The sequence below is a fragment of the Nonomuraea sp. WAC 01424 genome, assembly GCF_003947315.1.
GTDB lineage: Bacteria > Actinomycetota > Actinomycetes > Streptosporangiales > Streptosporangiaceae > Nonomuraea > Nonomuraea spiralis.
In genome coordinates this window covers 1-13,721 of sequence record NZ_QHHZ01000043.1, presented here as the reverse complement: position 1 = coordinate 13,721, position 13,721 = coordinate 1, and the positions used below count along the sequence as shown (strand labels likewise).

The 13,721-nt window shown below is 68.4% G+C and carries 10 protein-coding genes, 1 tRNA gene and 1 pseudogene; 3 read left to right on the top strand and 9 right to left on the bottom strand.

What is annotated here, in order from left to right; translation table 11 throughout:
- Positions 1 to 1,010: 1,010 nt before the first annotated feature.
- A tRNA-Tyr gene (locus DMB42_RS52495) sits at positions 1,011 to 1,092 on the bottom strand.
- An 87-nt stretch (positions 1,093 to 1,179) separates the two neighbouring features.
- On the bottom strand, positions 1,180 to 1,860 hold the full coding sequence (locus DMB42_RS52490) for a sulfotransferase family protein (protein WP_125649851.1): 681 nt from the start codon (positions 1,858 to 1,860) through the stop codon (positions 1,180 to 1,182).
- Between the two features lie 228 nt (positions 1,861 to 2,088).
- Between DMB42_RS52490 and DMB42_RS52485 the strand changes: the two genes are divergently transcribed.
- Positions 2,089 to 2,580, top strand: coding sequence for a YajQ family cyclic di-GMP-binding protein (locus DMB42_RS52485; protein ID WP_125649848.1), 492 nt, complete (start codon positions 2,089 to 2,091; stop codon positions 2,578 to 2,580).
- Between the two features lie 104 nt (positions 2,581 to 2,684).
- Positions 2,685 to 3,155, top strand: coding sequence for an NUDIX hydrolase (locus DMB42_RS52480; protein ID WP_185845353.1), 471 nt, complete (start codon positions 2,685 to 2,687; stop codon positions 3,153 to 3,155).
- Positions 3,156 to 3,349: 194 nt separating this feature from the next.
- Here DMB42_RS52480 and htpX read toward each other — a convergent pair whose 3' ends face one another.
- The 7 genes and pseudogenes from htpX to DMB42_RS55890 all read right to left on the bottom strand — a co-directional run bounded on the left by htpX (position 3,350) and on the right by DMB42_RS55890 (position 12,188).
- Positions 3,350 to 4,201, bottom strand: coding sequence for a zinc metalloprotease HtpX (htpX, locus tag DMB42_RS52475; protein WP_125649842.1), 852 nt, complete (start codon positions 4,199 to 4,201; stop codon positions 3,350 to 3,352).
- 163 nt (positions 4,202 to 4,364) lie between these two features.
- On the bottom strand, positions 4,365 to 5,915 hold the full coding sequence (locus DMB42_RS52470) for an NADH-quinone oxidoreductase subunit N (RefSeq protein WP_125649839.1): 1,551 nt from the start codon (positions 5,913 to 5,915) through the stop codon (positions 4,365 to 4,367).
- Positions 5,912 to 7,561: a NuoM family protein gene (locus DMB42_RS52465; RefSeq protein ID WP_125649837.1), complete on the bottom strand. Its 1,650-nt coding sequence runs from the start codon at positions 7,559 to 7,561 to the stop codon at positions 5,912 to 5,914. The genes DMB42_RS52470 and DMB42_RS52465 overlap by 4 nt, the downstream gene beginning before the upstream one ends.
- A 94-nt stretch (positions 7,562 to 7,655) precedes the next feature.
- Positions 7,656 to 9,608 (bottom strand): NADH-quinone oxidoreductase subunit L, encoded by a 1,953-nt coding sequence (locus tag DMB42_RS52460; protein WP_125649834.1) that lies wholly within the window; start codon positions 9,606 to 9,608, stop codon positions 7,656 to 7,658.
- 179 nt (positions 9,609 to 9,787) lie between these two features.
- Positions 9,788 to 10,069: pseudogene (nuoK, locus tag DMB42_RS52455) on the bottom strand (NADH-quinone oxidoreductase subunit NuoK); the annotation flags it as partial.
- On the bottom strand, positions 10,069 to 10,629 hold the full coding sequence (locus DMB42_RS52450) for an NADH-quinone oxidoreductase subunit J (protein ID WP_125649828.1): 561 nt from the start codon (positions 10,627 to 10,629) through the stop codon (positions 10,069 to 10,071). The gene DMB42_RS52450 and the pseudogene nuoK, both read right to left, overlap by 1 nt.
- Positions 10,626 to 12,188, bottom strand: coding sequence for a 4Fe-4S binding protein (locus tag DMB42_RS55890; RefSeq protein ID WP_396986614.1), 1,563 nt, complete (start codon positions 12,186 to 12,188; stop codon positions 10,626 to 10,628). Before DMB42_RS55890 ends, DMB42_RS52450 begins: the two co-directional genes overlap by 4 nt.
- Before the next feature lie 348 nt (positions 12,189 to 12,536).
- On the opposite strand from DMB42_RS55890, the gene DMB42_RS52440 reads away from it, so the two are divergent.
- Positions 12,537 to 13,598 carry a serine/threonine-protein kinase gene (locus tag DMB42_RS52440; RefSeq protein WP_185845352.1) on the top strand — a complete coding sequence of 354 codons (1,062 nt, stop codon included), beginning with the start codon at positions 12,537 to 12,539 and terminating at the stop codon, positions 13,596 to 13,598.
- The last annotated feature ends 123 nt before the right edge of the window (positions 13,599 to 13,721 follow it).

Sequence of the window (13,721 nt, the reverse complement as noted above, 5' to 3'; positions counted from 1 at the left end):
CCCGAACCACCACCCAGGAGATCACTCGGATCAAGTCTCAGGCGCATACTAAGAAGCGAAAGATCAGCTAGGAGTGTCAAGCATCATCCGATGCCAAAGCGTCAAGCATCAAGTGAGACCAGACATCCGGCTGAGCCCAGTGTCACCAGGTGGAGCCAAAGAAGAACGACCTATCCGTCCACAGTGCGGACGGGGCGACCCGTCAATCAGAGAATCCATGGCGGCGTAGGTGCTCGACTGCGTCGGGGTGAGTCTCCGTCCACTGTATGCAGACGGCCCAATGCACCGGGGTTCCGTTCTTCTCTTCGAGCAGCACGTCGTACTGACCGATCCCTTCGCAAACCCCAGCTCCCCCATCGCGACTGGGCTGCAGCAGGTATTCCGTGTTCACGAGCGTGGTCGCGTCAACCGCGTACTTGACCTGCCAGTATGAGTTGGGGCAACCAAGCGGTACAGCACGACGTCGTCAAGATTTCCTGCACCATCGACCTCCACACCAACGGCAATAACCGGATTGGGTATCCGCCGAGCACGGTCACGCAGGGCAGCTATGCATCCACGCCACGCGTTCAGCCATTGATACATGTCCCCTGCAATCCGTACACCGGTCCGGCTCGGCGCTGGAAGCGAATCCATTCTCCAATTCTTCAGCACAGCGCAATCCCATATGGAAGTCTCAGCGACACCGAGGCTTGCCAAGTAGTGCCGCCGCGACAACTCGCGGGCTCCAGAAGGGACACGTCGGGCCAAACGGCGCTGCCGCACCTCTCCACGCGGAGAGGATCTCAACACCCAGTACGGAGCCCCGCATGGTCTGGGATGTCAAGGCGACCGTCCCCAGCCTGGCGAGGCAGAGGATGCCATCTACCCGGGGCCTGGCCAGCCGCGAACTTGGCCGCGTATTGGCCGTGAGTGGCCGTAGGACGCCGGTGACCGTCGTAGACAGCCAGACACAAAGCGAGAGGCCCGTCACCGCGTTTCCGCTGGTGACGGGCCTCTTCCCGCTGGTGTGGCAGGTGCAAGGTTCGAACTTGCGTAGGCTGAGCCGACGGTTTTACAGACCGCTCCCTTTGGCCACTCGGGCAACCTGCCGTGCCATCCGCTCTCGCGGCGACAGACAGAAGAATAGCGGACTTCCGAGGTGTACGTGACACCGGTTTGTCCCGAGCCGGATCGGGGTCATCGGCTGCGCCGGAACAGCAGGCGTCCCATCGCTCGTGAGTGCTGGTCGAAGCCTGCTGCGTCGTTCGTTCTGGGGAAGGGTTCGTTTGGTACTGGTACGTCCAGGAAGTCGCACAGTGGTTGCCAGCCCTGCGTGACCTCGAACACCAGCAGGCGGTCCTGGGGGATGGTGGCTTTGACCTCCTCCACGTGTTCTTTGAAGATCTTCAGGGCGAGTTCGGTGTCGGGGGTGTCGCCGCCGAAGACGCGTTCGCTCACGACCAGGCGGGTCATCCGGATGAATGCCGCCAAGTCCGTGTCGAGGAGGCTGGAGATGCCGGCCATCGTCCGGCCGGACCAGGTGCGGGCGCGGGCGGAGCGTTTGAAGATGGTGGCGTTCATGCTGGCCAGCCAGTGTTCGGGGTCGCGGACGGTGAGGATGACCTTGGCGTCCTTGTAGTGGTGGGCGAGTTCGCGCCAGTACGAGGCGGCCGGCCAGTCGACGCAGGAGGCGTACCCGGACATGAGGGTGTCCCAGGTGATGGGGCGGCCTTCGGCGAGGTCCAGCCAGCGGCGGATGTGGACGGGGTTCTGGATCACTTCCGTCATGTGATGACATGGGCCGAAGCCCAGGCGTTCCAGTGCGGCTTTCGTGGACAACGTTCCGGTACGGCCGAAGCCGGCTCCGATGACTCGCATGATCCCTACCAATACGATCGGAAACTGCGAAATGTGGGTCCAGTGCCATGTTCCGCCGTGAAGGGGACCGCATCAAGCCGCGTCGGGTGTACGTGGACTGCGCGGCGCGCCGATGCTGGCTAGGCTCGTTCGCTGGGTCCGCGCGTTCGGCGTACGACGAAGAGGTTTCGCGTACGGCGGGGAAGCGGGATCCCGAATAACGCTTTCACAGCCGAGAGGATGGGTGTTTTGGCCGATTCATCTTTCGACATCGTCAGCAAGATCGACCGTCAGGAGGTCGACAACGCGCTGAACCAGACGGTCAAGGAGATCGGACACCGCTTCGACTTCAAGGGGACCGGGGCGAGCATCAACTGGTCCGGTCAGGACAACATCGTGATCAAGGCGAACAGCGAGGAGCGCGCGAACGCCGTACTCGACGTGTTCAAGGAGAAGGTGATCAAGCGAGGGCTCTCGCTGAAGGTCCTCGACGCGGGCGAGCCCAAGCTGTCGGGCAAGGAGTACCACATGCTGGTCAGCCTCAAGGAGGGCATCGACCAGGAGAACGCGAAGAAGATCTCCAAGCTGATCCGGGACGAGGGTCCGAAGGGGATCAAGGCGCAGATCCAGGGCGAAGAGCTCCGGGTCAGCTCGAAGAAGAAGGACGATCTGCAGGACGTCATTTCTCTGCTCAAGGGCAAGGACCTGGACATCGCTCTGCAATTCGTGAACTACCGCTGACAGGTCGGCATCCGGGGCACATGGCGGCGTACGCGCCCTCCTGTGCCTCGGGCCTGCGTTTCGGTGACAACGGGGGCGAACTCCGCATCGTAAGCTCGACAACCGTGACGAAGATCCCTTTGCGCCGGTTCACGGCACGTGTCCTGCCTGTCGATGCACAGGACCGGGTTCTGCTGCTGCACGGCTTTGATCCGAAACGGCCGGACGAACCGTTCTGGTTCACCATCGGCGGTGCGACGGAGGACGGCGAGACGCTTCAGCAGGCCGCCGCGCGCGAACTGTACGAGGAAGTCGGGATCCGGCGGGACGTGGAGGAGTTCGCCGGTCCGTACGGAACCAGCACGATCGAGTTCATCTGGGCTGATTACGCGATCACACAGGATCAGACCTTCTTCGCGATCCGGACACACGACGCGGCCATTTCGTTCGATCACATGGAACAGATCGAGAAAGAGACGACGACCGGTCATCGGTGGTGGAGCGCCGAGGAGCTCGAAGGCACCGAGGAGACCTTCTTCCCCGAGGACCTGGCGGCCATCCTGAGGAAGGTCACGGCGACCGGAGAGCTCGGGTAGCGTCCTCTCGATCAAGCCAAGGCGGTCACGAGGCCAGGCCGGACGTACGTGGGCACTCGCAGTCCCGCGGGCTCGAACCGACCCCAGAGGGACCTGGAGCCAGAACCCGCGCGATTCGGGCCTCTCGGTCGCTTTGAGGGCCTGGACGGGTGCACGGCGAACACCGGCTCCCCGATGTCATGGCACCGGGAACGTCAGCGGCGGTAGCCGGCCATCCGCTCCAACCTTGCCACCCGCTCGGACGTGGGCGGGTGCGTCGAGAAGAGGCGGCCGAAGCCGGATCCGCTGAACGGGTTCGCGATCATCATGTGGGACGCCGAGGTGAGACGGCTGTTCTCGGGGAGCGGCAACCTGCGCGCGCCCATCTCGATCTTGCGGAGTGCCGAGGCCAGGGCCAGCGGGTCACCCGTGAGCCTCGCGCCCGATTCGTCGGCCTGGAACTCTCTCGTACGGGAGATGGCCATCTGGACCATCCCGGCCGCCACGGGGCCGAGGATCATCATCAGCAGGGCGCCCAGGAAGCCGGGGCCCTCGTCGTCGTCGGAGCCGCCGAAGAAGACGGCCACGTAGCTGAGCCACGTGATCATCGTGGCCAGCGCGCCGGCCACGGAGGAGACGAGGATGTCCCGGTTGTACACGTGCGACAGCTCGTGCCCGATCACGCCGCGCAGCTCGGACTCGTCGAGCAACTGGGTCAGGCCGTACGTGACACACACGGCGGCCTGCCGTGGACTGCGGCCCGTCGCGAACGCGTTCGGCTGCACGGTCGGCGAGATGTACAGGCGAGGCATCGGCTGGCGTGCCTCGGTGGAGAGCTCTCGGACGATCCGGTACAGGGTCGGGTGCTCGACCTCGCTGACCGGCCTGGCCCGCATGGCCGACAGCGCGATGCGGTCGGAGAAGAAGTAGGCGACGCCGTTGCTCAGCAGGGCCAGTACGAACGCGATCCGCAGACCGGTGCCACCGCCCAGCCACGCGCCCACCACGATGATGAACGCCGACAGACCTCCCAGGAGGATGGCGGTACGCAGACCGTTGTGGTGCAAGGTCTCCCCCCTTCGTGGTCCGGGTTTCACCTCGTCCAACGATGATGACCCGGTCTATCGTTCCCCGGCGTGCACAGCCGCGGGCGGAGCGCGACTTGCCCGTGTTGTCCGGGGAGGAGGGCGGGTCGTGGCCCGGCCGGCCGCCCTCGTGATCCGCTCTCGGTCAGCCCGTGGCCGATAAGGACGTCATGTCCAGCACCAGTTGTGGTGCGACCGAGAAGAGGATCGCCACGCCCAGGGCCAGTCCGACGGCCAGCCATGCCGCAGGGGACGGCCGTCGGAGGGCCCGTTCTCCCGTGGGGGCGAAGAGGCGGGCCGCCCAGGTCGCGTAGTAGTAGAGGCCGATCACGGTGTTGACGGCCATGACCAGCGCGAGCCAGCCCAGACCGCCCTCGACGATCGTTCTGAACACGAAGATCTTGGCGAAGAGACCTGCCAGCCCCGGCGGCAACCCTGCCAGGCAGACCAGGCAGAACGCCAGCGCGATCCCGGCGGCCGGACTGCGGAACACCAGGCCGCGATAGTCGTCGAGCTCATTGCGCGTGGCGGTCCTGGAGACGAGCATGACGACGGCGAAGGCGCCGAGGTTCATGGCCGCGTAGATGACCAGGTATGCGACGGATGTGCCGGTCGCGGCCTGCGGCGTGGCCGCCGTGGCGGCGATCGCCAGTGGGGCGAGGACGTAGCCGGACTGCGCGACCGAGGACCAGGCCAGCATGCGTACGGCCGAGCGCTGACGCATGGCGAGCAGGTTGCCCACGGTCATGGTCAGCGCCGAGACGATCGCGATCACCGGCCCCCACGTGGACGACTGGCCGGCGAGCGCGGTGACCAGCACGAGGATGAGCCCCGCGAACCCGGCCGCCTTGGAGATGACCGAGAGCAGGGCCGCCACGGGGATCGGCGCGCCCTGGTAGACGTCCGCCGCCCAGGAGTGGAACGGCACTGCGGCGATCTTGAAGGCGAACCCGGCCGCCACGAGGACGACGCCCACCGTGACGACCGCGGGCAGCCCGTGGGCCGTCTCCAGCGCCGTGGAATGCGTGCCGGCCGCCGCCCCCGGCGCCGCGATACCGCCACTCAGGACGGCGGCCAGGCGGGAGAGGTAGACCGTCCCGGAGATGCCGTACAGAAGGGAGACGCCGAACAACATGATGGCCGTGGACACGACCGACACGACGAAGAGCTTGACCGCGGCTTCGGAGGCGCGGCCGTCGTAACGTTTCAGCGCGGTGAGGGCGAAGACCGGGAGCGAGACCAGTTCGAGCGCCACCACGAGCATGACCAGGTCGCGGGAGGCGGGCAGCGTCACCGCGCCGACGAGGGTGCAGAGCAGCAGGAAGTACCACTCTCCGGCGGGGATGCCGCCCCCGGCCAGCTCGGTCATCGACATCAGTACGATCACCAGGGCCGCGACCAGCACCAGCCCCGCGAAGGCCGTCGTGAACCGGTCCGCCACGAACGAACACAGTGTGCCCGATCCGCCGCCGGCGAGGTCGGGCGGTACGCAGAACGTCGCGCGCGGCGTACCGCTCACGGCCTGCGCGATCACGAAGCCGAGGGCGGCGACGACCCCCGCCAGCGTCACCAGCCCGAGTACGGACCGCGTGCGCGTCCCGACAGGAAGGAACACGTCGAGCAGCAGCACGAGCCCGGCCACCACCGCCAGCGCCAGCGGCGGGGCGATCACGAAGTAGTCGATCTGCTGGATCATGGCAGGGCTCCCAGCAGGGTCTGCACGGCCGGTGTGGTGAGGGAGAGCAGGAGACCGGGCCAGAGCCCGAAGAGCACGATCAGCACAACCAGCGGCGTCCACGCCGCCAGCTCGTAGGACCGGAGATCATCGATCCTGATCCCCCGCTGGGCCTGTTCGGTTTCGAGCGTCGCGATCGCCGCCTGCTCGGCGAGCGACTCGTCCGAGCCGAGAGGCGCCACCGGGCGTTCGTCCGGCGTCTCGCCGGACGGCGGAGCCTGTTGTTGATCGACGACTCCCGGCGGGCGGCCGTGGGTGACCCGGGACAACATGAGCACGAAGTACGCGGCCGTCAGGACCGCCCCCAAGCCGCCGATCACCATGTACGTGAGGAAAAGCGCACGCGGCAGGCCGCTCGCCGGCTGGAACGCCCCGAACAGCGCCAGCATCTCCCCCCAGAACCCGGCCAGCCCCGGCAGCCCGAGCGAGGCGATCGCGGCGAACGTGAGCACCGAGCCCAGGCGCGGCATCGTGGCCAGCATGCCGCCGCCGAGGCTGGGCATGTCCGCCGTGTGATAGCGGTCCTTGATCGCCCCGGCCAGGAAGAACAGCAGGCCGGTGATCAGGCCGTGGGCGACGTTGGCGAACAGGGCACCGTTGATGCCGGTCGGGGTCAGGGTGGCGAAACCGAGCAGGACGAAACCCATGTGGCCCACGGAGGAGTAGGCGATCATGCGCTTGAGGTCGCGCTGGGCCAGGCAGGCCAGGGCGCCGTAGATGATGCCGACCACGGCGAACGCCCCCAGCCACGGCGCCACCGCGGTCGCCCCCTCGGGGAGGACGGGGATGGCGATCCTGGCGAAACCGTACGTGCCCATCTTCAGCAGCACTCCGGCCAGCAGGACCGAGCCGACGGTCGGGGCCTCCGTGTGGGCGTCGGGGAGCCAGGTGTGCAGGGGCCACATCGGTGTCTTGACCGCCAGGCCCACCCCGATCGCCACGAACGCCAGGATCTGCACGGACCTGGACATTCCCGCGCCATGGGCCGCGGCCAGTCGCGCCATGTCGAGGGTGCCGGTCTGGGTCCATACGAGCAGCAGGCCGAGGAGCATCACGACCGAGCCGAGCAGCGTGTACAGGATGAACTTGATCGACGCCGCCCTGCGGCCCGCCCCGCCCCAGATGCCGATCAGGAAGAACATCGGGATCAGCACGATCTCGAAGAAGACGAAGAAGAGCAGCAGGTCGAGGGCGAGGAACGTGCCGATCATGCCGACTTCGAGCACCAGCAGCGTGAACACGAGTGCTCTCGGCCGGTTTCCCAGGAACCGGCTCGGCGTGCGGGGGCGGCCCCAGGAGAGGTAGCCGAAGCACAGGAACGTCAGCAGCGCGGTGAGCACCACAAGCGGCAGGGAGATGCCGTCCACGCCCAGATGGAGGTGGAGCCCCAGGCCGGGGATCCAGGGCTGGTCGACCGTGAACTGCAGGCGCGTCGCCTGCCCGTGGTCGAACGTCGCCACCATGACCAGGGCCAGCGCCAGCGTGACCCCCGAGAGGATCAGGCCGTACGTGCGCAGGGCGGGGCGGAGCACCTCGGGGACGAGGAGGAGCAGGAGCGCGCCGAGCAGCGGCACGGCGAGCAGCGCGATCGGCAACCAGCCTGTCATGAGGTCACCACCGTCCTGTGCGGAGGCGGGCTCGCGCCTGCCCGCCTGTGGCCCATGGCGTGAGCGTCATCGCCCCGGCGGGGCTGCGGAGTCGTCATGTGAGCATCACCGCCCCCACCGCGATCAGGAGCACGCCGGCGAGGACGCCGCTGACGTAGAGCTGGACGTTGCCGTTCTGGGTCAGGCGCAGCCATCCGGACAGGCCGCGGGCCGTACGGCCCGACCCGCGGACGGCGCCGTCGACGACCACGTCGTCCGTCCTGACGACCAGCCCGGCCAGGGCCATGATCGGACGGACGATCAGCGCCGCGTAGAGGCCGTCCACGTAGAACGCGCGCTCGCAGGGCACCCGCAGCGGGCCGAGCAGGCGGGCCGGGTCGGCGACGGGGTCGCCGCGCCACACCGCGTAGACCACCCCGGCGCCGAGCAGCGCGAGCACGACGCTGATCGCGGCCACCGACAGGTCCACGTGCGGCTGCCCGGCGAAGCCCAGCAGCAGGGCCGGGACGGCGAGGAGCATGATGGGCACGAGCATGGTCCGGGGCGCCTCGGTGACGTCGACGACGTGGGCCGTGCCGGGCTCGGGCTCGGGGAGCGCCACCACTCTCGGCGTGCCGAAGAACGTGCGCAGCCACGCTCTGGTGGCGTAAGCGCCGGTGACGGCGACGGTCGCGAGCGCGCAGCCGTACAGGAGCAGCGCGGCGGCGTCCGTCAGGCCTCCGCCCGCCAGCGCGCCGTCCATGGCGGACAGGATGCCGTCCTTGCTGAAGAAGCCGCTGGCCGGCGGGATGCCCATCAGAGCGGCGAACCCCACCGTCATCGTCACGAACGTGACCGGCAGCTCGCGCCGCAGCCCGCCCATCTGGGTCATCAGGTTGGAGCCGACGTGGTGGATCACCGCGCCCGCGCACAGGAACAGCAGGGCCTTGAACGCCCCGTGCGTCAGCAGATGGAAGATGGCCGCCCTGTCGGAGCCCGCGGCCAGGCCGCCGGCCATGTAGGCGAGCTGGCTGACCGTGGAGTAGGCGAGCACCCGTTTCAGGTCGTCCTGGGCGAACGCGGCCAGCGCGGCCCCCAGCATGCCGATCGCGGCCACCACGGCCAGGACGTCGAGCGTCGGACGGGCGTGCAGGAAGGCGGGGAAGAGCCTGGCCACGATGAAGATGCCGGCGGCGACCATGGTGGCGGCATGGATCAGCGCGCTGATCGGGGTCGGGCCGGCCATGGCGTCCGGCAGCCAGGTGTGCAGCGGCACCTGGGCGCTCTTGCCCGCGACGCCGCACAGCAGCAACATGGTGGCCGTCGTCAGGGTGGCCGCGGACATCTCGGGCACCCTCGCCAGTACGTCGGCGATGCGGAAACTGCCCGCCGACGTGCCCAGGACGAAGATGCCGAACAGGAACCCGACGTCGCCGAGCCGGGTGACGAGGAACGCCTTGACCGCCGCGCGCGAATTGCCCCGGTCTTCCCACCAGTGGCCGATGAGCAGGTAGGAACACAGGCCCATGATCTCCCAGCCCACGTAGAGGACCAGGAGGTCGCCCGCGTAGACCACCAGGAGCATCGCGCTGGTGAACAGGCTGATGAAGGCGCTGTAGGAGGGATAGCGGGGGTCGTCCTTGAGGTAGCCGACCGAGTAGACCTGGACGGCCAGCGCCACGAGCGTCACGAGGACGCCGAGGACCGCCGACAGGTCGTCGGCCTGGAGGGTGAGCGAGATCGGGATGCCGCCGGTGACGATCGTGCCGTACGTGCGGCCCACGGGCTCGGAGGCGGTGTCGGCTTCGAGGTACGCGAACCCGGGGCCCCAGGCCAGCCAGAGGGCCAGGACGGCCGAGGCGGCGGTCGGAAGGATGGCGATCCAGGCGGCCCGGGTGTTCGCGCGTTCGCCGGTGGCCTTCTCGGCGGCCGCGAGTCGTGCCTTGGCCGTGGGGGGCGGTGATTGCTCCTGAGCCGGTGTGCGGTTGTGGGGCCAGCGGGAGAGCAGCAGGCCGGCGGCTGCGGCGAGGGTGGGCAGGAGTACGGCCAGCAGCGGGAACGTCGTCACGGCGTGTCTCCTCGCTCGGCTCGGTGCTCGCTGTCCGGGGGCATCGGGTCGGGGGCTGGGAGTGCCGTGGGGCGTCGGTCGCCCTGGTTGGAGGGGTTCGTGCTCGTGTGTGCGCCGCTGGGGACCAGGGCCTCTGGACGATCGCCGTCGGCGGCCGGCTCGGCCAGGTCGCGGAGGTGGTCGAGGTCGACCGTGCGGCGGTTGCGGTAGAGGGCCAGGACGATCGCCAGGCCGAGGCCGACTTCGGCGGCGGCGATGACGATGACGAAGAGGGTGAGCACCTGACCGCTGTGGAGGCGGTCGCGGAGCCACACGTCGAACGCGACCAGGTTGAGGTTGACGGCGTTGAGCATCAGCTCGACCGACATCAGCACGAGGATCGTGTTACGTCGGGCGAGCACACCGTAGACGCCCACGGAGAACAGGAGCGCGGAGACGACCGCCGGGTAGACGACGTGCATCAGGCACCTCCGTTCTGATCGGGCGGCGAGCCGGGAATGTCCGTACGGGACAGCACGATGGCTCCGATCAATGCGGCGAGCAGCAGCACGGACAGCGCCTCGAACGGCAGCACCCAGGTGGCGAAGACGCTGGCGCCGAGCTCCTTCGCCGCCCCCTGACCCGGTTTCAGCGGTGTGTACGCCGTGCGGAAACCGTCGATCACGACCGTGACCAGGACCGCCGCCGTCGCCACCGCCACCAGGGCCGCCACCGGCCGGTTGCCGCTGTCGAGGTCGGCGGAACGGCCGATCGGCGCGCGGGTGAGCATGATGCCGAACAACATCAGGACCACGACCGCGCCCACGTAGATCAAGACCTGGACCCAGGCCACGAACTCGGCGGTCAGCACCAGGTAGCAGCCCGCGAGCGCGCCGAAGGAGACCACGAGCCACAGGGCCGCATGGACGAGCTGTCTGGTCGTGACGACGAGCAGCGCCGATCCAACCGCTACCGCGCCCAGCAGCAAGAAGACGATCTCTTGCCCGGTGGGTGACAGGTAGGAGGGCACCGCCTCGGTCACGACTCCTCCTCAGACTCCTCTGGGTCGTCAGGGCCGAGCCGCCCCGGCGGTCGGATGGACCTTGGATCGGCCATCCTGCGCCTGCGCGGGCTCGCGGAAGAAGTCTGCTCCGCCGGGCCGGGTTCCGGTGACGGTTCACCCGTGCCTGTGGAAAACCTGTTCGAGGGTGGCTCGCCTGTGGATGGAGTCGTTCCCGGCGGGCGCTCCTCCGAAGCTTGTCCGGTCTGGTCTTGGGCGGAGGTGTGGTTCGTCTCCTCGCCTGCCTGGGGAGCGGGGGCGTCCTCTTCGACGTGGGATGCGTCGCCCTCCGGCTCGGGGGGCACCGCGCCCTTCGCCGCTTCCGACTGCTTTGTCCCCTCCGACGGGGTCGCCGCCTCTGACGGTCCGGTCACCTCTGACGGTCCGGTCACCTCTGACGGTCCGGTCGCCTCTGGCGGCTTCGTCCCTTCTGGGGTTTGCGCCGTCTCCGGGGAAGCGGTGTCGCCCGGCTCCTGTCCCTGCGCTGGGGATGGCGGTTCGGTGGGTTGGGGGCTGGGCGGGAGGGCGCCCGGGGGGCGGATGCCTCGTACGTTGGACATGGGCCTGCGCGTACGCTCACGCCGGCCCGCGACGGATGGCGGCGCCGCAGGGCCCTCGCCTGGGGCGGCCCCTGTGGGACCGGCCTTCGCGCGCGCCTGCTCCCCCTGCTCAGGCCCATGTGGGGCCCGCTCTCCGGCATCCGTACCCTCCGCCGAGGGACCGGCGTCGGCGCGCTCGGTGGGCGAACCGGCGTCCCCCTCTCTGGGGGATGGAGTCGTGTCGGCGGGCTCAGGAGACGGGGTTGTCGCGGTCTGAGGGGTTTGCTCGCGTTCGGTGTGCCGTGTCGCTTCGACGCTCGGCGTTGCGCTTACGGCGGACTCGGGGCTGGGCGCCGTCGATTCCGCGCCTGTCTCAGGCTTGGCGCCCTTGCTCACGTCGCCGACCGCGCCGCCCGGTTCCCGGGAGGCGGTCCCTTCGGAGGGGCGGGCGCCTTCGCCGGCCCCTGCGGGGCCGCGCTCTCGTGCGGGGCGCCGGGCGCCGGTGGTGCCCGGCGCCTCCGGTGTCGCTCCGGGACGGGCGGCTGCCGTACGGGCTGCGGGGCGGCGAGGGGCGGCGGTCAGTTCCTTCGGCGGCTCGGCGCCGGGGTCATGGGCAGGCGGTGGAGGAACGGTCTGGGTCCAGGCGGCCAGCTTGTCCTTTTCGTGCACGAGGTTACGGATGTCGCCCTCGGCGTACTCGAACTCCGGCGACCAGAAGAGGGCGTCGAAGGGGCAGACCTCGATGCAGATGCCGCAGTACATGCACAGGGCGAAGTCGATGGCGAACCGGTCGAGCACATTGCGCTGGCGGGGCCGGCCGCCTTCCGGCGCCGGGATCGTCTCCTTGTGGGAGTCGATGTAAATGCACCAGTCGGGACACTCCCGGGCACAGAGCATGCAAGAGGTGCAGTTTTCCTCAACCAGGGCGATGACGCCTCGGCTGCGGGGCGGGAGGGCGGGCTTGACCTCGGGATACTGCTGTGTGACCGATTTGCGCAGCATGTGGCGAAGGGTGATGGACAGCCCTTTCGCCAGTCCGACTCCCGGTATCCGCGCCATGGTTCAACATCATGACGTACTTGGCGGCAGAGGTGAATGAGCCAAGACCGTTGTCCCCAGTTTTTCCACAGCCGTCCACAGGTTGACGGGAAGTTATCCACAGGCTGGGCGACTGTCCGATATGAGCGACTGCATGGCGATAGTCTCTCGGCCATGCCGTACAGCCATCCGGTCCGTCCCAGCGGCGGGGCGTGGGCGGCCGCCATCGGGTGGGCCGTCCTGGCCCTCGTTTCGTGCGGGCTGGCGACCCCGTTCACGATGGGGTTCGCGGCGTACTGGCTGCGGAGCACGTTGCAGGCCGTCGCCGCGTGCGTCTACCTGGTCCTCATCGGCTCGTTCGTCATCGCCATCATTCTGTACGACGAGGTCGACAGCATTCCGGAGCCGATGTCCACGTTGGTGTCGTTCGGGTTCGTGATCAGCTGGATCGGCGGGATCGCCCATTCGGCCGTCCTGGTGCCGGCGATGGCGCGGGCGCGCTTCCAGCCGGCTGCGCCTGTGCCCATGCAGGCGCCGGTCCCGCAGTACCGGCCCGCCGACCTGCATCAGCGCACCACGGCGCCCACTCGTCACCAGCCTTCCGGGCAGCCGGAATGGATCGGGCATTACCGGGTGATGCACCAGCTCGGGCGCGGCGGGCAGGGGGCCGTCTATCTGGCCATGGCCCCCAACGGGGTTCGGGTGGCGGTGAAGGTGCTGCACGACCTGGTCGACGAGACGGCGCGTACCAGGTTCGCGCGGGAGGTGGACGCGGCCCGGCGGGTCGCCACGTTTTCCACAGCCCGGGTGCTCGACGTGAACGTCAACGGGCAACACGCGTACATCGTCTCGGAATACGTGGAGGGGCCGTCGCTGGAGCAGCTCGTACGGCGGCACGGGCCGCGTGACAAGGACAGCCTGACGCGGCTCGCGTTATCCACAGCCGGGGCCTTGGCGGCCATCCACAAGGCCGGGGTGGTGCATCGTGACTTCAAGCCGAGCAACGTGCTGATCGGGCACGACGGGCCGCGCGTGATCGACTTCGGCATCGCCAGGGCGCTCGACAACATGACGATGACGTCGGGGAAGATGGTGGGGACGCCGCCGTACATGGCGCCTGAGCAGTTGACCGGGGAGCCTGTGGGGCCCGCGTCCGACGTGTTCAGCTGGGCGGTGACGATGATGTTCGCGGCCACGGGGCGGCCGGCGTTCGGGGAGGACACCGTGCCTGCCGTCTTTCATCGGGTGCTTACGTTTCATCCGGATCTGTCGCCGTTACCGCCTGCGCTGCGGGGGGTTGTGGGGGCGTGCCTGAACAAGCGTCCCGAGGAACGGCCGTCGGCGTCGGACGTGATGGTGGCGATCGTCCACTAGTGAGCCGGTCGCGAGTATCCGGGACGCCACATGAGGTGTGTCTCGTTTCAGATTGTCCGTGAAGTGGTGACGGTCTCTGGCGGCTGAGGTCTGCTGGAGAGATGGCAGACAGCAGACTCGAGC